At 63.4% G+C, this 20,950-nt stretch carries 18 protein-coding genes and 1 pseudogene; 7 read left to right on the forward strand and 12 right to left on the reverse strand.

Annotated elements, in window-relative coordinates:
• Positions 1 to 279: 279 nt before the first annotated feature.
• The 5 genes from ACSKB8_RS22865 to ACSKB8_RS22885 all read right to left on the reverse strand — a co-directional run bounded on the left by ACSKB8_RS22865 (position 280) and on the right by ACSKB8_RS22885 (position 2,275).
• Positions 280 to 528: a DUF6894 family protein gene (locus tag ACSKB8_RS22865; RefSeq protein WP_091898344.1), complete on the reverse strand. Its 249-nt coding sequence runs from the start codon at positions 526 to 528 to the stop codon at positions 280 to 282.
• 237 nt (positions 529 to 765) lie between these two features.
• Positions 766 to 906, reverse strand: a complete 141-nt coding sequence (locus tag ACSKB8_RS22870; protein ID WP_438106523.1) for a hypothetical protein — start codon at positions 904 to 906, stop codon at positions 766 to 768.
• A 198-nt stretch (positions 907 to 1,104) separates the two neighbouring features.
• A complete protein-coding gene (locus ACSKB8_RS22875) occupies positions 1,105 to 1,305 on the reverse strand; it encodes a GDCCVxC domain-containing (seleno)protein (RefSeq protein ID WP_091898365.1) in 201 nt (66 codons plus the stop codon).
• Positions 1,306 to 1,363: 58 nt separating this feature from the next.
• A complete protein-coding gene (locus ACSKB8_RS22880; RefSeq protein ID WP_438106525.1) occupies positions 1,364 to 1,675 on the reverse strand; it encodes a hypothetical protein in 312 nt (103 codons plus the stop codon).
• A gap of 195 nt (positions 1,676 to 1,870) precedes the next feature.
• Positions 1,871 to 2,275 (reverse strand): hypothetical protein, encoded by a 405-nt coding sequence (locus ACSKB8_RS22885; protein ID WP_438106527.1) that lies wholly within the window; start codon positions 2,273 to 2,275, stop codon positions 1,871 to 1,873.
• A 687-nt stretch (positions 2,276 to 2,962) separates the two neighbouring features.
• Between ACSKB8_RS22885 and ACSKB8_RS22890 the strand changes: the two genes are divergently transcribed.
• Positions 2,963 to 3,256 (forward strand): hypothetical protein, encoded by a 294-nt coding sequence (locus ACSKB8_RS22890; protein WP_091898350.1) that lies wholly within the window; start codon positions 2,963 to 2,965, stop codon positions 3,254 to 3,256.
• A gap of 461 nt (positions 3,257 to 3,717) precedes the next feature.
• Here ACSKB8_RS22890 and ACSKB8_RS22895 read toward each other — a convergent pair whose 3' ends face one another.
• On the reverse strand, positions 3,718 to 5,112 hold the full coding sequence (locus tag ACSKB8_RS22895; RefSeq protein ID WP_438106529.1) for a tyrosine-type recombinase/integrase: 1,395 nt from the start codon (positions 5,110 to 5,112) through the stop codon (positions 3,718 to 3,720).
• A gap of 1,607 nt (positions 5,113 to 6,719) precedes the next feature.
• Here ACSKB8_RS22895 and ACSKB8_RS22900 point away from each other — a divergent pair.
• From ACSKB8_RS22900 to uraD, 5 genes are all read left to right on the forward strand, one after another.
• Positions 6,720 to 7,520 carry an IS4 family transposase gene (locus ACSKB8_RS22900; RefSeq protein WP_438106531.1) on the forward strand — a complete coding sequence of 267 codons (801 nt, stop codon included), beginning with the start codon at positions 6,720 to 6,722 and terminating at the stop codon, positions 7,518 to 7,520.
• 322 nt (positions 7,521 to 7,842) lie between these two features.
• Complete coding sequence (locus tag ACSKB8_RS22905) at positions 7,843 to 8,121, forward strand: hypothetical protein (protein ID WP_438110638.1); 279 nt, start codon at positions 7,843 to 7,845, stop codon at positions 8,119 to 8,121.
• 89 nt (positions 8,122 to 8,210) lie between these two features.
• Positions 8,211 to 8,624, forward strand: coding sequence for a DUF3830 family protein (locus ACSKB8_RS22910; protein ID WP_014493672.1), 414 nt, complete (start codon positions 8,211 to 8,213; stop codon positions 8,622 to 8,624).
• A complete protein-coding gene (puuE, locus tag ACSKB8_RS22915) occupies positions 8,625 to 9,560 on the forward strand; it encodes an allantoinase PuuE (RefSeq protein WP_438106534.1) in 936 nt (311 codons plus the stop codon).
• A gap of 7 nt (positions 9,561 to 9,567) precedes the next feature.
• On the forward strand, positions 9,568 to 10,455 hold the full coding sequence (uraD, locus tag ACSKB8_RS22920; RefSeq protein ID WP_438106536.1) for a 2-oxo-4-hydroxy-4-carboxy-5-ureidoimidazoline decarboxylase: 888 nt from the start codon (positions 9,568 to 9,570) through the stop codon (positions 10,453 to 10,455).
• Between the two features lie 200 nt (positions 10,456 to 10,655).
• Here the strand turns inward: uraD and ACSKB8_RS22925 are convergent, their stop codons facing one another.
• Together ACSKB8_RS22925 and ACSKB8_RS22930 are read right to left on the reverse strand one after the other, a co-directional pair.
• Positions 10,656 to 13,382 (reverse strand): molybdopterin-dependent oxidoreductase, encoded by a 2,727-nt coding sequence (locus tag ACSKB8_RS22925; protein WP_438106538.1) that lies wholly within the window; start codon positions 13,380 to 13,382, stop codon positions 10,656 to 10,658.
• On the reverse strand, positions 13,379 to 14,206 hold the full coding sequence (locus tag ACSKB8_RS22930) for an FAD binding domain-containing protein (RefSeq protein WP_438106539.1): 828 nt from the start codon (positions 14,204 to 14,206) through the stop codon (positions 13,379 to 13,381). The genes ACSKB8_RS22925 and ACSKB8_RS22930 overlap by 4 nt, the downstream gene beginning before the upstream one ends.
• 153 nt (positions 14,207 to 14,359) lie before the next feature.
• Here ACSKB8_RS22930 and ACSKB8_RS22935 point away from each other — a divergent pair, with 153 nt between their 5' ends.
• Positions 14,360 to 15,709 carry an 8-oxoguanine deaminase gene (locus ACSKB8_RS22935; RefSeq protein ID WP_438106541.1) on the forward strand — a complete coding sequence of 450 codons (1,350 nt, stop codon included), beginning with the start codon at positions 14,360 to 14,362 and terminating at the stop codon, positions 15,707 to 15,709.
• A 92-nt stretch (positions 15,710 to 15,801) separates the two neighbouring features.
• Here the strand turns inward: ACSKB8_RS22935 and ACSKB8_RS22940 are convergent, their stop codons facing one another.
• The 4 genes and pseudogenes from ACSKB8_RS22940 to ACSKB8_RS22955 all read right to left on the reverse strand — a co-directional run bounded on the left by ACSKB8_RS22940 (position 15,802) and on the right by ACSKB8_RS22955 (position 20,509).
• Positions 15,802 to 16,878 carry a BMP family ABC transporter substrate-binding protein gene (locus ACSKB8_RS22940; RefSeq protein ID WP_438106543.1) on the reverse strand — a complete coding sequence of 359 codons (1,077 nt, stop codon included), beginning with the start codon at positions 16,876 to 16,878 and terminating at the stop codon, positions 15,802 to 15,804.
• A 79-nt stretch (positions 16,879 to 16,957) separates the two neighbouring features.
• Positions 16,958 to 17,876: pseudogene (locus ACSKB8_RS22945) on the reverse strand (ABC transporter permease).
• Positions 17,863 to 18,954 carry an ABC transporter permease gene (locus ACSKB8_RS22950; protein WP_438106545.1) on the reverse strand — a complete coding sequence of 364 codons (1,092 nt, stop codon included), beginning with the start codon at positions 18,952 to 18,954 and terminating at the stop codon, positions 17,863 to 17,865. The pseudogene ACSKB8_RS22945 and the gene ACSKB8_RS22950 overlap by 14 nt, the downstream one beginning before the upstream one ends.
• Positions 18,938 to 20,509: an ABC transporter ATP-binding protein gene (locus tag ACSKB8_RS22955; protein WP_438106547.1), complete on the reverse strand. Its 1,572-nt coding sequence runs from the start codon at positions 20,507 to 20,509 to the stop codon at positions 18,938 to 18,940. The genes ACSKB8_RS22950 and ACSKB8_RS22955 overlap by 17 nt, the downstream gene beginning before the upstream one ends.
• Positions 20,510 to 20,950: the final 441 nt, after the last annotated feature.

The following is a 20,950-nucleotide window of genomic DNA, read 5'->3' on the forward strand; positions in this document are numbered from 1 at the left end:
GTTAATTCCTGGCTATGAAGGGAGGGACAAGATGAGAACCGAATATCTCGCTGCGATCGCGATAGCTGTTCTTGCCGCTTGTACCGGGCTGGCCATGAATTCTCTCGGCTCGCTACCTCTCGAAAAGCAGTCCATGCCAGCCGCCACGCAAATTGCGGACCGATTAGCTGTGTCCGTGGATCCATTTTTGATGCGGTCTAGTGGCTAACAGCCCGCGTAACTCAAACGCATTGATACGCGCCTAGAATGGGCGAGGTGAATGCGGGCGGGCCGCTCATATTACCGCGCCAGGCGCGCCTCCGGGCCATCGCGTTCTGAGTACCTCCGTGAGACCACAGCGATCACATAGATCGGCTTCTCGCCGTTGAACACTCGCAGGGTCCAGTTGTCGCCCGGTTGCATTCCGTTTTCGGTGTGCCTCAGCATCCTGACCGCCTGCGCCCAAGCCACCCCATCGTCGGCAAGCTCCTTGCCCACCTCATCGTGGTGGGGCTTCTCGCCTTCGATGTGGAAGAAATATCGGGGCATGCTCAGCAACGTTGAAGGACGGGTCGCAACCCCTAACGGCTGTCTATGTGTCATGACGCCACCTCTTCTTCTCTCGCCTCCGCCGTTTATTGCCGTTCCTGCCACTCAGCCGAGACGCGAGCCGCCCGAGTTTTGAGTTCTGTTGCGCCTACGGATCGCGCGCGTCGGTGATCTCGCGCGCCGCCAAGCTCAACTCAAGCTCGGTCAGCCTATAGCGCGACAATCAGGATGAGAGTCTCACCCTGATCGCCGCCGCGCAGTCAGCCGCTCGATCAACCGCTCGACGATCTCCTCGCAGTCGTATGGCGTCAGTGAACTCACGCCTCGCCGGGTCAATTCGTCTGTGAGGATCGTCACCATGAGGGCTTTGACGGTCACTTCCGCCTCCCTCTGAAAAATTTGATCGTGATCTAAATGCAATGCAATCGAGGCGGGTAATAGACGCCAAGCCCAACCACGGGCAATGGCGTGCACCGCGCGTCAGTATAACTACGCGGCGGCTGTCTGATCGGTCAGTGCCGCCAGCCCCTTCATCGGCTGTGGGCGCTCAAGCAGCAGCGCAAGTAAGTTCGACCGCTAACAGCACTTCCTGTTCTGCTGGACCGGCGGACACGGCACCGAGCCGTATGAGCAGAACACACAGCAATCGCCGGGTTTAGGCCTTAGCCGCTGGCCGCAGCCCTTGCAGTCATAGAAAAACTGGCAGGCGTCCATCGGCATGGCCTCGGTACTGGAGTGCCGACAGGACGGACAGACGAGAGTTGATAGCAGTTGCATGACGCAAATCAGGTCCAACCCCGATCGACCGAAAATCTCCCTCGATCAGGCGAGCGGCTCAGGCTGTATGTCGATTGGAATTTTCATGATGCTTGAAGAAGAGATCAAGCTTCACAGGTTTGCCGGTGTCTCGCCAGAACAGTCTTTTACCCATGCTGCCCGCCACCGCGAGGCGATGGTGGCCGCCGATTAAAGTATGATCATCCGTTGCTATGGCGATGATCTCGCCGGTTTCATCAACGATGACTTTCATGCGCCGCCTCCAATGCAACGCGCCGGTCAGCGCAGCCGCGATGGTACGCAATTCATCTAACCTCGTGCCGCCCCCCACGTTCCAACCCGTGAAGATCAAGCCTTCCGTACTCGACATGCGCCACATCACGCACGGCCATTTTTGTACTGATCCGCACTACACGGCGGCGGGTGAGGGCGGGCATGCGCGCATCAAAGCGCACGCCGGATCGCGCCGCAAATTATCATGCTGTTGTGGTGGGGACTGCGCCCGGACTACTGCCGGTCGCGGGTGTGGAAAATCCGGTCGAACTTCGACCAACTCGCCGCGCAGCTAGCGGGAGCGCTTTGGTAACTTGGGAAGCTTCGCCGGATCGAACTGTGGTCTCGGCTTGGTCGCTTCTGGCACGAGGGTCTGCTGCTCGCTCAGAATGAGCATTCCCTCAAGCACCACTCCCGGCACCTGATCCGCCGTGCCAATGTAACGAGCTATCTTGCCGGGGCACGTTCCCTCAAGCCGAAGCGTGAGGTCATCTGCGCCGAACACCGTGGCATGTCCTTCGGTGTGCCTCTTGATCGTGATGATCGCGGTGAACCGATCACCGTCAGTCTGGCAAGACCCGCTGTATGTCATGATGCTATCACAGCCCCAGATTTGCCCGTCCGCGACGTGAGCGATACCGGTTCCTTGGCTGAGCGGGGTCTTGAACCACGCCGCATAGGTGCCGTTCTTTAGCATGGAAGAAACCACTCTATAGTTGTGGTTGACCGGTCGCGATGATCCGGCGACGAGCACTAATGCTTGGTAAATGCCGCGACCCGTTCAATTCCGGTGGCGGGGGCTAATCGTCGCGCGCTTGCGGCTTTCTTCGTGTTCGACTTCGCGGGGCCGCGCGTTGTTCCACGAGCCGCAGGAGGTTCTTGCACTTGGGACATCGATAGGTTCGGATTTCCCATACCGATGTCTCCGGTTCCGAATGGACGAGCCTCCTCTCGACATTGCAGGTGGAGCACATTTGCTGGCTCACAATCGGACCTCGCAAAATCCTTGCGAAAGTGAGTTGCCGCTCGATCGGCGAAGCCGTCAATTGGGAAATTTCCCAATGGGTAAACTACGGAGAACAAATGCTTGCGCTCGCCCGGCTTTGAGCAGCGGCCGGTTTTTCTGCGCACTCGAAGTGTGCCGCTGCCCGTTACCGGTGCACTACCATTGGCCGCCGCAGGCCAGCGCTTGCGGCCTCAAACGGGCATCCATTTTGTTCGAGGACTATTCTTATCCGGGAAACTACGGTCCGGTGGATACACCGGATATCCGCTTGATGACAGCAGATTTGGAACCCCTAAGGAAGATGCTGCCACCTACGGGCAGGAACGGTCGGTGTTCGCTCTCGTTTACACCGGTCCAACCCCAAGGGAGCACTCGCATATGTTGAAGATCGCTCTTGTTTTGGCCGCAACCGCAGCGGCGCTGACAACTACCCCGATTGCCACCCCGGCAAGCGCCCAAGGCGTCAAGATGGCACAAGGCGTTGATGTTCAGATCGGACGGGATCGCGAGGATCGCTACTATAGGGACCGTGACCGGTACGACCGCGACACCACAGTTGGCGTCGGTCCAGGAGGCGTTACCGTCGGCCCAAGACAGCGCTGCCGCACAGAGACCGTCACGGTCGAACGTGATGGCCGCATGGTTACGCGCAGGGAGCGCCGTTGCGACTAATTCCGTCCGGGGTGAAGGCGGAATTAATCCGGGCAACACCATGGTGCACGCCGCAAGAAAGCGCGCGAGCTTGCCGCTCAACGCTTATGTTGGCGGCCACGCGCCGATTTGAAAGCTCAATGCGGCACTGAGATGCTGACACTGAAAGAAAGAACCGACGCGCACCGCCGGTTCACCTGATCCGGCTGACAGAGACACGCGGGATCGCGCGTTACATTGGAACGTGGCTACCGGCAAGTTCGTTGGCTTTCCGTCCCATTTTGAACAATGGACGCCAGGCTGGCCCCGACCCAGCTTCCCCCATTGCCCTTGGTGTCGGGGCCAGCCCATATGGAGAGAGACCTTGGACGGTAGGAGCACGGCCCGGATCGTCGGTTTCAGCATCGCGGGTATATACTTCGTTTGCATGGTGCTCGCGGCGATCAGTATGAGTTGACTACCTCCGGGCCTCACCGGAGCGATCAGGCCGCGAGCCGCAGCTTGGGGTCGACTGCCTTCACAGGAGGCTCCCCGATGATCCGCCGTAGTTCTGCCGCCCACGCCTGCAAGACTTCCCGCTTCTCTTTCACCTCGCGATCCTCGGCGTGGACGTAGTGCTTGCCGGTGACGGGTGGCAGCTTGACGCCGTCCTCCGTCGTCACGCGATGATCCAAGCAAAGCGCAATCTTCGCCATCGGCTGACCGATCCGACGCGCCCAACTCGCCGCCGTCCGCCGCAGATCGTGTGGCGTGAACGGCTTCAACCCGAGCAACTGGCAGATGCCGGGCGTCCTCACCTTGCCCTTGCGCTTGTCGCCACGCAGCGCGTCGGCCATTGCTTTGCGGTGCATCGGCTTGTTGTCGAGCGGGCTGGCGAATACGAAATCCTTGTTGTTCCCCTTCAAGGCTTCCCTGACGATCTCCACCGCGAGGCTCGGCAGCGGCTGTTGGATCATTCGCCGTTTCTTGACCCGCTTCAAGGGCACGTCGAGGCGCGGCTGCTCGCCGTCGAGGTCGATCAGTTCGCTGCGGTGCGCGCCGAGCAGTTCGGCCGAGCGCAGCATGGTCGCCAGTTCGAACTTGAGCGCGAGCCGGGTCCTCCGGTCCCATGACGTCATCAGGTCGTCGCGGTCGAGGCCGTGCCACAAAATCCTGATCTCGTCCTCGGTGAGGACGCGGGTGCGCGGATGCTCCGGGTCGAGCGGCTCCAGATCACTGCAAGGGTTGGCGGTGATGTACTCGCGCCGCAATGCCCACCGGAACATACCCGATGCCGCCTTGCGCATGTGACGCGCGTTGCTGACCGACGGCTTGCCGCCGTGCCGACCCGCCACGATGTCGTCCGACAACGCCTGAATGTCGCCTCGGGTGACGTCGGCCGCGATCTTCCGGCCCAGCTTCGAGCCGATGAAGCGGCGCAGATGGCTCGCGGTGTTCTCCCAGCTTTCCAGCCGGGGCCGCATCTCGCCGTCCGCCTTCCGGACTGGCGTCTTCATCCAGTCGATCCGTTCCTCGATGATCTCATTGACGGTCTTGCCTCGCTTCGCCTGCCGCTCTTTCCGGTCGTGGAAGGTTTCAGCGGCCGGCGCAGCGCCCCGCAGGCCATAAACCTTGCTCCGGGCATCATCGACGGTGAACGTCTCGAGGCTATACACGCCGAGCCAGCCGGTGCGCTGCTTGCCAGTCTCTAGATCGGTGAACTTAAACGAGAAGGTCGCCATGCCCGCCGTGGTGATGCTGACATAGAGGCCGGGGCATTTGCGATCGTAGAACTTGACCCGTTTGGGCACCCGCCTTTCGCAAAGGCGATTGGTCAGGATGACGCTGCCGGTGCGGGTGCGCTTGCCAGCGGGGTCGGCGGTGATGGTAGTATCCATTTCGGTTTCGGCTCCTAAGGCTTGGGACCAAAGGGCTCGGCTTTGGGTCTTTCAGTTTTGTCGTGCGGACGCTGAAAGGCTTAGGGCCGGGCCCTAGATTTGACGAAACCCGCCGAAGCGCCCCGAAACAGGCTAGTCGAAAAAGACTTGTTTTAAAGGGTTTTTGTAGTTTCGGCGTGTTTCACCGAATGCCAAAATATAGACGTGTGGTCCTGGCCGTCGTTGCTACGGTCAAGCCCTGGCGGATGCGGCATTGGCGTCAACCGGCGCGGTGTCCGTGACTTTCGCTGCGGTGAGGGAGGCCAGAAGGAATTCGGCTCCCGGGAGAGCGCGGCATAAGCCGTCCAACCACTGCGCAGGGAAGGCCGTGTGTTGGGCTTCACCTGTATGCTGCTGTGCGGTCTTCTCTGCGCGTGCTTTTCGCGCAGCGGACCGCGGGTGCCAGCCGGCACCCGGCCTTCCCTGGTGTGCCCGGCATGGGCTTCGACTTGGAGGTGAAAGTCCTTCCGTGAGCTGATCACAGCGAGCGAAGTGAACCGCAGAGTGTCGGACCGCGAGGCCGGCGTGAAGGAAGCGGGGAGCGAAGCTGCGGGCCGACGAACAGAAATCGGATATGAGGCGGAGCCGAGCAGGGCGAGCGGGCCAGGAGCCGCAAAGCCGTTGTGATCAAGGCAGGCGACGGAGATCCGGCGGTCGTGCAGCGAAGGTCGAAGGTCTTACCCGGGGAGATCTCGCTTGCACCTGAAAGGATGACGAGGGTTGCAAGGCCTTCGGAGCGAGAAGTCAGCAGAGGCCGTAGTGTGCGCTGGGCAGCGCATGAATCAAGGGGGTTGAAGTCCCCTCGGCGCTCGGATGAGGGCGCTGTATCCAAAAGCGGGGGTAATGCCTCGCTGGCCGGGAGAGCAAGAGGGTATGGAGAAGTCTAAACGGGCACGCAGGCGAAAGCCGGAAACAGCCAAGACGGACCTGAAGCCAGTTGCTCGGCGTATCCCGGAGGACAGGGTGTCCGGAGCGATCCGGAATCCGAAGGGTTTGAGGAGAAGTATCGGGCTGTAATCAATGGGGGCTCCCCCGACGATGAACAGGTCGGCCAAAGATGGGGCAAGGTCGAGCCCGCACTATGGGGGCGAAGGCGTTACTCATTCACCCATCGTACCAAGGTGTTTGCTGGCGGCACGATACGGAAGATTCATGTGTGACCCCAGGAGACCTGTCGGTGTCCAGGTTTTTAACCAGGTAAGCGACCCTATAAGCGAGAGCGAAATGGGAAGCGATGCACCGCCAGGAGTCGGAGAACGTATTAGTACCTGAAGCGCGAGACGAATAACTCGCGTGACCGGAGACGGCGGATCGAGAGCAGTCCGGGGAAGGACGTTCGTGAATGGATCGAGCTTTGAGCGGTCGAGGTAGATGAGAAAGGAGCGTGAAGATGGATAGTTCCCTTTGTGAAAAACCCGAACGTCACGCTTCGAGGAGACTATCCGATCATTTGACGTTCGAAGGTCAGAAGCAGAAGGTCCACTCTCTGGTGGACAAGATATACTCACGCAAGAACTTGACGCTTGCATGGGAGCGCGTTCGCGCCAATCAGGGTGCATGCGGCGCAGATGATCGATGCGACGCCGGTTCCGCTGGATCAACTCAGCACCTGGGCCGGTTGGAACGGACGTACCCGTGGTCTCAAGCTTCACGTGGTTTACGATCCCGGCTCGGATCATCCGCGCCGTCTGGCGATCACGCCGTCGACGGTCAATGACGTCACACCAGCCCAGCAATTCCCGATCGAGGCCGGCGCCACCTATGTGTTCGACAAGGCCTATTGCAGTTATGCCTGGTGGACACGGCTTCACGACGCGGGCGCCTGCTTCGTCACCCGCCAGAAGAAGAATCTGCGCTTCAGAGCTACACGCTGGCGGAAGCTGCGGAAACAAAAGGGGAAGGGCTTTAAAATCATCGACGATGCTGAGGTAAAGCTCCTCAGCAGCTCCAAACTTGCTGTTCCGATGCGCCGCATACGCCTCAAACGCGATGACGGTACAAAACTGACCCTCATCACCAACGATCTGAAGCGTTCGGCCATCGAAATCGCTGCGCTTTACAAAACACGCTGGCAGATCGAGCTGTTGTTCCGCTGGATCAAGCAGCACCTCAAGCTTCGCAAATTTCTCGGCCGCTCCGAGAACGCGGTCCGTCTGCAAATCCTCGCCGCCATGATCGCCTATCTGCTGCTGCGGATCGCCGCACGCGAAAGTCGTCTAATCATGCCGGCTATCCGCTTCGCAGGTCTTGTCGCCGCGTCGCTGTTCGCACGAAAACCAATCGCCGACATCGACCGACCTCCCAAGGTGAACCCATCCGCTGCCCGCGACAGAAGCTCCCCCGACCAGATCAGCTTCTGTTATGCATAGAATTCCCGGACAGCCCTGCGCGAAGGCGGGGAATGACAGTGGCAGTTGGAGGACGAAGCCGATGCCCAAACTCCGTCATTGCGAGCGCAGCGAAGCAATCCAGAATCCCTCTGCGGAAAGACTCTGGATTGCTTCGTCGCAAGAGCTCCTCGCAATGACGGCGTTGAAGCAATTGCGCTCCCCGAATTCGTCTTGGCCTGGTGCCGCCCAGAGTGTTAGGCGGCACGCCGGCTAAATATTCGGCAATCGTGCCCGCGGCGCCGATGGACTTGACCGCTGCAATCCGGTTCAATGGGGCCAATCGAGTTTCCAGGCGACAATGATGTCGAGATATCTGCTGGTCCTGCTGCTGATCGCCTCGCCGGCGGCGGCGCAAGTGAAGATGACGCAGAAGACCACGGCGGCTCATCCCGACCCCTGTGCCCCGATCGGGCGTACCGCGGACGGCAAGCTGGTCTACTCCATGAAATGCGAGACCCTGCCGGCGCCGCCCCCGCCGCCGCAGGCGGAACTGAAGGAGGTGCCTCCGACGGCGACCGCGGAGCCGGAGCCGGAGGTCCGGCGGAGCGGCATTTTCGGCTGGTCCTACGACCGTAGGTGAGGGCCGCGCCTCTTGCGCGAAGCCCGATGGAATGCTCTTTGCCGAGGAATCCACCGTGGGGCCCATCACCCCCGACCCAGAGAGATGAGATGAGCAAACTCGTTATCCGCGCCGGCGATTTCACCTTCGACGCCCGCTTCGAGGAGCAGCTGGCGCCCAAGACGGTCGCCGCGTTCCGCAAGGCGCTGCCGTTCGAAAGCCACATCATCCATGTGCGCTGGAGCGGCGAGGGGGTGTGGATGCCGCTCGGCGACCTCGATTTCGGCGTCGGCTACGAGAACCACACGAGCTATCCCGCGCCCGGCCAGATCATCCTCTATCCCGGCGGCATCAGCGAGACCGAGATCCTGCTCGCCTATGGCGGCGTGCACTTCGCGAGCAAGATGGGCCAGCTCGCCGGCAACCATTTCATCACGCTGACCTCGGGGCTGGAGAATCTGGCAACGCTGGGCAAGAGCGTGCTGTGGAAGGGCGCGCTCCCGATCCGCTTCGAGGAAGTCTGAGTGACTGAGACCCGCTACCCGCGCGATCTCCGCGGCTACGGCCGCAACCCGCCGCATCCCGAGTGGCCCGGCAATGCGCGGGTCGCGGTGCAGTTCGTCGTCAATTTCGAGGAAGGCGGCGAGAACAACATTCTGCACGGCGACCGCGCCTCGGAAGCCTTCCTGTCCGATGTGCTCGGCGCGCAGCCCTGGCCGGGCCAGCGCCACGCCAACATCGAATCGATGTTCGAATATGGCTCGCGCGCCGGATTCTGGCGGCTATGGCGCATGTTCACCGCGCGCAACTGGCCGACCACCGTGTTCGGTGTCGCGACCGCGCTGAAGCGCAATCCGGAAATCGTAGCTGCGATGAAGGAGGCGGGCTGGGACATCGCGAGCCACAGCCTGAAGTGGATCGAGCACAAGGACATGACCGAGGCGCAGGAGCGCGCCGAGATCGCGGAAGCCATCCGTGTCCATACCGCGGCGACCGGATCGCGGCCGCTCGGCTGGTACACCGGACGCTCCTCGATCAACACCAACCGTCTCCTGATGGAGGAGGGCGGCTTCCTCTATCTCTGCGATTCCTATGCCGACGATCTGCCCTATTGGGTGAAGGGCGCGAACGGCAAGCAGCTCATCATTCCCTATACGTTAGACGCCAACGACATGCGCTTTATCAACCCGCAGGGGTTTGCCGAAGGCGAGCAGTTTTTCACCTATCTGAAGGATGCCTTCGACGTGCTCTATGCTGAAGGGCAGACCGCGCCGAAGATGATGTCGGTCGGCTTGCACTGCCGCCTCGCCGGCCGGCCCGGCCGCGCTGCGGGGCTGATGCGCTTCTTGGATTACATCGGCAAGCACGAGCGCGTCTGGGTGCCGACGCGATTGCAGATCGCGCAGCACTGGCACGACAAGCACGCGCACCTTGCGGCCGATGCATTCGAGATCGGGTGAGAGAGCGATGTCGCAGATCTCGCTGGCCGATCTCAACGCTGCAAGCAAAACCGATTTCGTCGCGGCGCTCGCCAACGTCGTCGAATATTCACCGTGGATCGCCGAGCAGCTCGCCGGAAGGCGACCGTTCGTCGGCATCAACCAGCTGCACGCCGCGCTGATGGCGGCGATCCAGAGCGCCGAACCGGACGTGCAGTTGGCGTTGATCCGGGCGCACCCCGATCTCGCCAACAAGACGCAGCGTGCGGCAGGGCTGACGGCAGAATCGACCGACGAGCAGAACAGCGCCGGCCTCGACCGGCTGTCGGAGGCCGAATACGCCGCGTTCGAGCGCGTCAACACCGCCTATCGCGACAAGTTCGGCTTCCCCTATATCGTCTGCGTGCGCCGTCACACCAGGGATTCCATCCTGCGTGACTTCGAGACGCGGCTGCTCAACATCGTCAAGACCGAGACAAGGCGCGCAATCGAGGAGATCGGCCGCATCTCCGCGCTGCGGCTCGATCAGCTCGTCATGGCCGACAACAAGCTGAAGGTGCACGGCCGGCTGTCGACGCATGTGCTCGACAATCACACGGGCAAGCCTGCGCGGGGCATCCCGGTTGAGCTGGTCGAGCTCGCGAGCCTCGGCGAGAGCCGCGTCATTGCGCGCACTGTCACCAACGCGGACGGCCGCACCGATCAGCCGCTGATCGGCGGCCGCCCCTTGCCGATCGGCCGCTACGAGCTCAGCTTCAGCGTTGCCAGATATTACGCCGAGCGTAACGTGCCGTTATCCGACCCGCCGTTCCTCGACGAGATCCCGCTGCGCTTTGCCATCAGCGAGCCGGAGGGACACTATCACGTGCCGCTGCTGGTCACGCCATGGAGCTATTCGACCTATCGCGGCAGCTAGAGCATGTAGGTTCGGCGGGCTGTCCGTGGTTCACCTCTCCCCAAAGGGGAGAGGTCGGATTGCTGTGGCGCGCAATTGCGCGCCTGAGCAATCCGGGTGAGGGGCTGCGGCGCTCAGTGAGACCTAAACCCCTCACCCGGACCGCATCTTCGATGCGCTCCGACCTCTCCCTACGGGGGAGTGAACCGAACCATCCCGCTCTAGCCACCGAACTTGTCGAGCAGCGCCGGAAACAGCCGGTCCGGCTTGAAGGGCGGCGCGGTGAAGCGGATGCCGGTGGCATCGGCAATGGCGTTGCCGAGCGCGGCGGCGACGGGGTTGTACGGACTCTCGCTCATCGACTTCGCGCCCAGGGGGCCGATCGTGTCGGACGTCTCGGCGAAGAACACCTCGGTGCGGGGCACGTCGGCGAAGGAGGGCAGGTGGTAGTCGCGGAACTTCGGGTTGGTGACCCGGCCGTCTGCGTCGATCACCATCTCCTCGTAGAGCGCGGCGCCGAGTGCCTGCGCGACGCCGCCCTCGACCTGTCCGCGGCATTGCATGGGATTGGCGACGACGCCGGCGTCCGCCGCCTGCACGCTCCTGAGAATCCTGAGCTCGCCGGTGCCCTTGTTCACGGCGACGCGAAGGCCCTGCACGTTGAAGCCGACCGAGCGCGGCGTGCCGGTGGAATTGCCGGTGCTTGCGAATGGCTGTCCGCGGTCGCGCGCGAGCTTTGCCAGCTCTACAAAGGACATGCGCCGCACGCCGCTGACGACGGCGTCAGCTTCGAGCGCGCAGCTCCCGGCATCGGAGAGCCACGCCTCCGCAGCCGCTGCCTTCAGCTCGGTCGCAAGCTGGATGGCCGCCGCATGCGTCGCCTTGCCCGCGACGAACATGCCCGCGCTGCCATAGGCGCCGGTGTCGTGGCCGCCAAGGGCGGTGTCGGACTGGCGCAGGTGGATCCTGTCGACGGTGGTCGCAAGCGTCGTCGCCGCGATCTGCCGGTGCACCGTGCTGGTGCCGTTGCCGAACTCGGCGGTGCCGACGGTGAGATCGAAACCGCCGTCATCGCGCAGCGCGATCATGGCGTCGGCGAGGTGGCCCGCCGGTGGCGCCGTGTCGATCATGGTCAGCGCGATGCCGTCTCCGATCAGCCATTCAGGCGACAAGTCGGACTGCGGCCCATCGGCCTGCATCGCGCGCTCGACAAGGTCGAGGCACTGGTCGAGCCCGTAGGAGCCATAGTCGACGTCGTGAAATTCGGACGGTGGCGGCGACAGCATGGGATCGCCGGGCCTGACGATGTTGCGCCGGCGCATCTCGTAGGGGCTGATGCCGAGCTGCTTCGCCAGCTCGTCGATCGCGGCCTCCACCGCGATCAGCGCCTGCGGCAGGCCATAGCCGCGAAACGCCCCCGCCGGCACCGTGTTGGTGTAGACGGCGGCGCCGTCGACCCGCTTGTTCGGGCAATTATAGACGCTGATGGACTCAGCCAGCGCGTGGAACATCACGGGCCCAGCGTGATTGCCGTAGGCGCCGGTGTTGGAGAGCACGTCGAGCTGGAGCGCGGTGAGCTCGCCGTCGGCATCGGCGCCGGCCTTGACGTGGACCCGCATCGGGTGGCGCGTCGAGGTCGCGATGAACTGCTCCTCGCGGGTCAGCTCCAGCTTCACCGGCCGCCCCGTCTTGAGCGCGGCAAGCACCAGAATGTCCTCGACGAACATCTCCTGCTTGCCGCCAAAGCCGCCGCCGACGCGCTCGCAGAATACGCGGACTTTGTCCATGGGAAGCTTGAAGATATCGGACAGCGCGCGCCGGGTCAGGAACGGCACCTGCGTCGAGGTGCGGACATTGAGCACGCCGGCGTCATCGAGCCAGGCGAGGCCGCCATGGGTCTCCAATGCGGCATGCTGCACACGATGACTGTGGAAGGTGCCCTCGTAGCTGACGGCAGAGGTGGCGAGCGCAGCCGCGACGTCGCCGAATTCGCCATGCGTCTCCGCGACGAGGTTGCGCTGAGCATCAGTGACCCGGTTCGCGGTGGTGCGATCAGGATGAATGACGGGCGCGCCCGGCGCCATCGCCTGCTCCGGATCGATCAGCGCAGGCAGGATCTCGTAATCGACCTTCAGCCGGCGGCACGCCTCCTCGGCGGCGGCTTCGCTCTCGGCGACGACGGCCGCAACCTTCTGGCCGATGAAGCGGACGACGTTATCGAGAATGCGGGTGTCCTCGGGATCCATCCAGTCCTTCTCGTGCCGCGCGGTCGACATCAGGACGGGCGGCGCATCCTCATGCGTCAGCACGGCGTGCACGCCGGCGACGCGAAGGGCTTCCGACTTGTCGATCGCCACGATCCTGGCGTGAGCATGCGGGGAGCGGAGCAGCTTGATGTGCAGCAGTCCGTCGATGGCGGTATCGAAGGTGTAACGCGCCCTGCCGCGCACGATGTCGGGACCTGCGGGGGCCGGCAGGCTGCGGCCGAATGCGGCGCCGGCCTCGATGTTTGCCTCGACATTGGTGTTGCCGAGGATCGCGTGCTCGATCGAACGATAACCGGTGCAGCGGCAGATATTGCCCTTCAACGCCGTGCCGAGATCGGTGCGCTGCGCCTGGTTCAGCGAGGCGCAGGTCAGGATCATGCCGGCGGTGCAGAAGCCGCATTGAAAGCCTTGCGCATCGAGGAAGGCCTGCTGCATCGGATGGGCGCCGTGGTCGCCACCAAGGCCTTCGATCGTGGTGACGCTGCGTCCCTCGGCGCGGAACGCCGGGATCAGGCAGCTATGGACCGGCTCGCCATCCAACAGCACGGTGCAGGCGCCGCAATCACCGGCATCGCAACCCTTCTTCACGCCGAAATGGCCGAGTTCGCGCAGGAACGTGCGCAGGCACTGGCCGGCACGCGGCCCTTGCGAAAACGCCTTGCCGTTGATCTCGAAGCTCATGATGGCACTCCGCCCAGGAGTTCGCCGCGGATCTCCTCGGCGAGCCGCAGCGTCATGTGCTTGCGCCAGAGCGGCTTGCCATGGATGTCGGTATGGTACAGGTCGTCCGTGATCTGCTGCGCGATGTCATCGCGAAGCGCACTCGCGTCGGGGGCCTTGCGAAAGGTCAGCTGGATCGGCCGCACCGTCGATGCGGTAACCGTTAGCGTCAGCGTGCCGTCCGGATCGAGACTGCCGATCAGAAGCGCCGCAGAGCGGCCGACGGGCGCCAGCGAGATCTGGCGAAAGGCGGTGCGGCGCCTCAATGCGGCAATGGGGATATCGATCTGCCGGATCAGGTCGCCTGGCGTCAGGCGGTTGCGCTGGTTGCCGGTGACGAAGTCGGCGACGGAAATCCTCTGTTCACCGCCGCCGGCCTTCCAGATTATGCAGGCGCCGTCGAGCGCCGAGGTGAGCGAGATCATTGGTCCCGCCGGCAGCGACATGCAGAGATTGCCGCCGACCGTTGCCGTCTTCCAGATCTTGAACGAAGCAAGGAAGGCCCGACAGCACTGGCCGATCAGCGGTGCCGCGAGCCAGTCGGACGGGCAGGCGAGACCATCGAGCTCCGCGATGGTGCAGGTGGCGGCGATGCTGAGATGGCTCGCGGTGATCGTCAGCGCCGGCCATTTCAGGTCGGTGAGATCGATCAGCCGCCTCAGATGCGTTTGCGGCTCCGAGAACAGCCAGGTGCCGCCCGCGAGCCAAGCATCACCTGCCGTCCAGGCAGGGAGTTGCGCGCGTGTTTGCGGATGGGCGACTGCTGTGATGGTATTCAAATCCATGGCTGCGCCAACGCTTCCGCCGGGTGAATCGGACAAGAGAAAGTCTTGCAAGACCGGAGCCAAGTCGCAACAACAAGTCGCAGCCAAGAACGCGATCGGACCGGCCTCCGCCTTGCAGGCCTGCCGTCAGCGGAGGTGAGGAGAAGCAGGATCATGACCGACGCAAGTCCGATCTGGATCAGGGATCCCCTGGCCATCCTCGCCGATGGGGCCGAGCGCGGGGTCGTGGTGAAGGATGGCCGGATCGTCGAGCTGGTGCCGGCCGGCGGGACGCCCGCGACTGCAAATATCGCGGTGTTCGATGCAGGCGACCACGTCGTGCTGCCTGGCCTGATCAACACGCACCATCACTTCTACCAGACACTGACGCGGGCCCTGCCGGCGGCGATGGATCGCGAGCTGTTTCCCTGGCTCCAGGCGCTCTATCCGGTGTGGGCGAAGCTGACGCCGGAGGCGCTGGAACTCGGCGTCACCGTGGCGATGTCCGAGCTGCTGCTGTCAGGGTGCACCACGACGACCGATCATCACTACGTCTTCCCGGCAGGACTCGAGGACGCCGTGGATATCGAAGTGGCGGTGGCGCAGCGGCTCGGTGTGCGCGTGCTGCTGACGCGCGGCTCGATGAACCTGTCGCAACGCGACGGCGGCCTGCCGCCTGATAGCGTCGTGCAGGACGAGGATACCATCCTCGCCGACAGCGCGCGCGTGGTCGCCAAGCATCACCAGCGTAGCGCGGATGCGATGGTGCAGATTGCGCTCGCGCCGTGCTCGCCCTTCTCCGTGACGACCTCGCTGATGCGCGCCACCGCCGAACTCGCCGAAAAGCTCGACGTGCGCCTGCACACCCATCTCGCCGAGACCGAGGATGAGAACAAATTCTGTGAGCAGATGTATGGCTGCCGCCCGCTCGATTATCTCGAACAATGCGGCTGGCTCAATGCACGGACCTGGCTCGCTCACGGAATCTTCTTCAACGCCGAGGAGATGAAGCGGCTCGGCAAGGCCAGGACGACCATCAGCCATTGCGCGTGCAGCAACCAGCTGCTGGCCTCCGGCTGCTGTCCCGTCTGCGAGATGGAGGAGGCCGGGGTCGGCATCGGTATCGGCGTCGACGGCTCGGCCTCCAACGACGGCTCGAACCTGATGCAGGAAGTGCGTGCCGCCTTCCTGCTACAACGAGCCCGCTACGGCGTGACGAAGGTCAGCCACAAGGACGCTTTGCGCTGGGCCACCAGAGGCTCGGCGGCGTGCGTCGGCCGGCCCGAGCTCGGCGAGATCGCCGTCGGTAAGGCCGCCGATCTCGCGTTGTTCAAGCTGGACGAGCTGCGCTTCTCCGGCCATGGCGATCCCCTGGCCGCATTGGTGCTGTGCGGCGCGCATCGGGCCGATCGAGTGATGGTGGCGGGAAAATGGGCCGTGGTCGACGGCGCGATCCCGGGCCTCGATGTGGCGGACCTCATCCGCCGCCACAGTTCGACGGCGCGGAGCATGCAACTGGGATAAAGAGGGGGCAGCCACAAGTGCCGGGTGCTTCTGGCCACCCCCTCCGAACCTCCTCCGGGAGGAGCAGGTGATCTGGTCAAGCAAGAAGCGTGCTACTTGCCCGGCAGCTTGTCGTCGATGCCCTTGACGTAGAAATTCATGCCGAGGACCTGGCCGTCATCGAGGTGATCGCCGCCCTTGCACTCGACCGGCTTGCCATCCTGCCCAACGATCGGGCATTTGAACGGATGCAGCTTGCCTGCTGTGATCGCGGCCTGGGCATCCTCGGCCATTTTCTTCACGTCGTCAGGCATGTTGGTATAGGGCGCCATCGCGAACATGTGGCTGTCGAGGCCGCCCCAGGTGTCCTCGGACTTCCAGGTGCCGGCGAGCTCGGCCTTGACGCGCTCGATGTAGTAGGGGCCCCAGGTGTCAAGGATCGAGGTCAGCTGGGTCTTGGGACCGAACTTGATCATCTCGGAGTCCTGGCCGAAGGCGAGCTTGCCGCGTTCGCTGGCGATCTGCATCGCGGCTGGCGAATCCGTGTGCTGCATGATCACGTCGGCGCCCTGGTCGATCAGCGCCTTGGCGGCGTCGGCCTCCTTGCCCGGGTCGAACCAGGTGTTGGCCCAGATGATCTTGACCTTGATGTTGGGGTTGATGGTCTGCGCCGCCAGCATCGTCGCGTTGATGCCGGAGACGACCTCGGGAATCGGGAACGAGCCGATATAGCCGAGCACGCCGGACTTCGACATCTTGGCCGCGATCAGGCCTTGAATGTAGCGGCCTTGATACCATTTGGCCGAATAGGTCGACATGTTCGAGTTGCGCTTGTAGCCGGTGGCGTGTTCGAAATGCACGTTCGGATACTTCTTGGCGACCTTCAGCGTCGGATCCATGTAGCCGAAGGAGGTCGTGAAGATCAGCTTGTTGCCGGCGCGAACGAGCTGCTCGATGGAGCGTTCGGCGTCGGGACCTTCGGGCACGTTCTCGAGATAGGTGGTCTCGATCTTGTCGCCCAATTCCTTCACCAGCGCCTGCCGCGCGAGATCGTGCTGATAGGTCCAGCCGAGGTCTCCGATCGGACCCAGATAGATGAAGCCGACCTTCAACTTGTCGGCGGCGGAGGCTGCACCGACGCTCCCGGCAAGCAAAAGCCCGGCAGCCAGCGCAAGAAGTGATTTCCTCATCATCAATCTCCAAACATCAGGGGAAAGCCACGATCCGCAACGCGCGCGCCCCATCGCGCACGCTGCGGAAATGAAAAACTCAGCGGTCAGGCACGAACACGCTGCCGAGCGCGGCCGGCGCGGTCGAGCCGCCAGTGCGCGCACGGGAGAGCAGGACCAGGACGATGACGGTTGCAAGGTACGGCAGCGCCGACATGAACTGCGAGGGGATGCCGACGCCCCAGCCCTGCGCATGCAGTTGCAGGATCGTCACCGCGCCGAAGAGGTAAGCGCCGACGACGAGCCGGCCCGGCCGCCAGGACGAGAACACCACCAGCGCCAGCGCGATCCAGCCGCGGCCTGCGGTCATGCCGGGAATGAAGAACGGCGTATAGGCGAGCGGCAGATAAGCGCCCGCCAGCCCTGCGCAGGCGCCGCCGAACATCACGGCGAAGGTGCGGATGCGCAGCACGGGATAGCCGAGTGCATGCGCGGAGACATGATTGTCGCCGCAGGCGCGCAGGATCAATCCCGCGCGCGAGCGGTACAGGAACCACCAGACGCCAACGATGAGTGCGACCGAGAAATAGACAAAGGCGTCCTCGCCGAACAGCACCCGGCCGATCAGGGGGACATCCGTAAGGCCGGGAATGGTGAGGTGCACTGCCGGCGTGATGCGCTCGCCGACGAAGCCGGCGCCGATCAGGCCGGAGAAGTCCGACGCCGAGGATGGTCAGCGCGAGACCCGTTGCGACTTGGTTGACGGCGAGCCCGAGCGTCATCAGCGCGAAGATGAGCGACATCAACGTGCCCGCCACAATGCCGAACAGCGCTCCAATGAAGATCGAGCCGGTCAACCAGGCGCCGGCAAAGCCGCAGGCCGCGCCAACGATCATCATGCCCTCGACGCCGAGATTGAGCACGCCGGAACGCTCGGTCACGAGCTCGCCGGTCGCCGCGATCAGCAGCGGCGTCGACGCGGCGAGCACCGCCAGGATGATGGCCTCAACCAGCTCCACGGGTCACCTGTCGGTTCGCGAAGATCAGCTTGAAGCGGTAGAGGATGAGGGAATTGCAGGCGAGCACGTAGAACAACAAAATGCCCTGGAAGACCTTGGTGACGTCCAATGGGATCTTCATTGCGATCTGTGCCTGCTCGCCGCCGATAAAGGTCAATGCGAGGAAAAGGCCTGCAATTAATATTCCAAGCGGGTTCAGCCGGCCAAGGAAGGCCACAATGATCGCGGTGAAGCCGTAACCCGGCGAGATGCCGGGCTGGAGATGCCCAACGGGTCCTGCGACCTCGATGATGCCGGCGAGGCCCGCCAGCGCACCAGAGATCGCGAAGGTGAGGATGATGAGCTGGTCGGCATTGAAGCCGCCGAACCGGGCGGCACGCGGCGCGGCTCCAACCACGCGGATCTCAAAGCCCTTGATGGTGCGTGCGAGCAGGATCGCTGCCGCTGCGACGACGAGCAGGGAGATGATCGAGCCGAGATGCAGCCGGCCGCCCTCGATCAGCAGCGGCACCGTCGCCACCGGATCGAACTCGGCCGTGGTCGGGAAGTCGAATCCGTGCGGATCGCGCCAGGGGCCGCGCACGAGATAGTCGAGGAAAAGGTCGGCGACATAGACCAGCATTAGGCTGGTCAGGATCTCGCTGGCGCCGAACTTCACCTTGCAGATCGCTGGGATGAGCGCATAGAGGGCGCCTGCGGCCGCGGCGAGCACGAGCATGGCCGGCAGCACCCAGCCGCCGGCATCGGTGCCCTGCGTCTTCACCGCAATCCAGCTTCCGGCGACCGCGCCGATCAGGAATTGTCCCTCGGCGCCGATGTTCCAGGCATTGGCGAGATAGCAGAGCGACAGCCCGATCGCGATCATCACCAGCGGCGTGGCCTTCACCGCGATCTCCTGAAGCGAATAGCCGTCGGTTAGCGGCGCGATGAAATAGGCATGCAAAGCGAGCAGCGGATTCTTGCCGAGGATCGCGAACAGAATGACCATGGTCACGATGGTGAGGCCGATCGCGATCAGTGGCGAGATCAGCGCGATCGTATTGGAGCGTTCGGCGCGCTTCTCAAGCACCAACTGCATGCGTGACCTCCTTCGGCTCCAGGCTGCTGCCGCCCATCAGAAGGCCGAGCTTTTCGCGGCTCGCTTCGCTGGCGGCAAGCGGAGCCGACAGCCGGCCGTGAAACATCACGGCGATGCGGTCGGCGATCTCCGTGAGCTCGTCGAGATCCTGGCTGGTCACGAGCACGGCGGCGCCAGCGGTTGCGAGATCAAGCAGCGCCTGGCGGATCACGGCGGCAGCGCCGGCATCGACGCCCCAGGTCGGCTGGCTCACCACCAGCACCGCCGGATTGCGCAGGATCTCGCGTCCGACGATGAATTTCTGCAGATTGCCGCCGGAAAGGGATGCTGCTTCCGGATCGCGTCTGGCCTTGCGGACGTCAAACGTTTCGGTCGCGCGGTCGACCGTCTTCAGCGTTGCCGCGGTGTCGATGAAGCCGTGACGGACCATACCGCTGGCGGCATGCCCGGTGAGCAGCGCGTTCTCCGACAGCTTCATGCGCGGCGCGGTGCCGTGGCCGAGACGCTCCTCGGGCACGAAGGCGGCGCCGAGCTTGCGCCGCTGCGTGATCGAGAGGTGGCCGGCGGCGATGCCCTCGATTACGACGGTGCCGGGGTCCTTCGACAGGCGCTCGCCGGAGAGTGCGGCGAACAGCTCGTCCTGGCCGTTGCCGGCGACGCCGGCGATGCCCAAGATCTCGCCGCCCTTCAGCTCGAACGAAATGTGCTCGAGACGTACGCCATGCGCTTCGCTTGGAGAGAGCGAGAGATCGTTGACGACGAGCCGCGGCACGGTGGTCTTGCGGCCGGATGCGGCCTTCACTTGCTTGATCTCAGCCCCGACCATCATGCGCGCGAGCGAGGCGGCGGTCTCGCGCCGGGGATTGCAGGTTTCGACCTTCCTGCCGCCGCGCAGGATCGTTGCGGTGTCGCAGAGCCGCTTCACTTCCTCTAACTTGTGGCTGATGTAGAGGATGGCGCGACCTTCGGCCTTGAGCCGCTCCAGCACGATGAAAAGCTGGTCGGCTTCCTGAGGCGTCAGCACTGCGGTGGGTTCGTCCAGGATCAGGAATTTCGGATCCTGCATCAGCGCGCGGACGATCTCGATCCGTTGGCGCTCGCCGACCGACAATTGCCAGACCTCGCGCCGGGGATCGAGCGGCAGTCCGTAGGTCTTCGAGACCCGCTCCAGTCGCGCCGACATGTCCTTGAAGGATTCCTGCCCGTCGAGGCCGAGCGCGACGTTCTCGGCGACGGTGAGATTGTCGAACAGCGAGAAATGCTGGAACACCATGCCGATGCCGCACCTGCGCGCGTCCGAGGGACCGGACAGCACTAGTCGTTCGCCCTGCCAGCGAATCTCGCCGGCGCTGGGCTGGATCAATCCGTAGACCGCCTTGACCAGTGTCGACTTGCCGGCGCCGTTCTCGCCGAGCAGCGCGTGGATTTCCCTCGGCCGGATCTCGATGTCGATGGCCTCGTTGGCGAGGAAATCACCATAGCGCTTGGTGAGCCCGATCGCCTGAAGCAGAGGGGGCTCGCCGGAATGCAGGCCGTTAGGCGTCTGATCTAACATTCGCTGATGCGCTGGCATGGATGAAGTGCCTCAATTGTGAGCTAGTTTGAGCCGCCGCGTAAGATGTGAAAAAGCGTCATCCCTTGCTCAACGCTGCGGCAGGTGCGGCGGTGCCGGTTGAGTCGTTCCACGCTTTCGTGCGCAAACACGGACAGCGGAGGCAATCGCTGCATCGAGTTCGCGCCTGTTGCAAATTTGTGACGGTTCAAACCAAATCGGAACCCGCTGTGCAGGCTTGACGCCATGTTGAGCAATCATGCGCCGGTCCGTCCTTCGCTTGCAGCGCAGCGATCGCGACGGCCGCTCCAACTCGGCGTCGCATCGGGGCGTGATCAGAAAATCCGAATAAAAACAATCGGGAATGTTCGGCAATAGCGATCCCTTGCCTCTCGTGCTCACTGCGCGCGGGCACTGTGCAATCTCCTCCATGACTCGTCGCGT

Origin of the sequence: Bradyrhizobium sp. BR 1432 (assembly GCF_051547705.1) — a bacterium.
Taxonomy (GTDB): Bacteria; Pseudomonadota; Alphaproteobacteria; order Rhizobiales; family Xanthobacteraceae; genus Bradyrhizobium; species Bradyrhizobium zhanjiangense.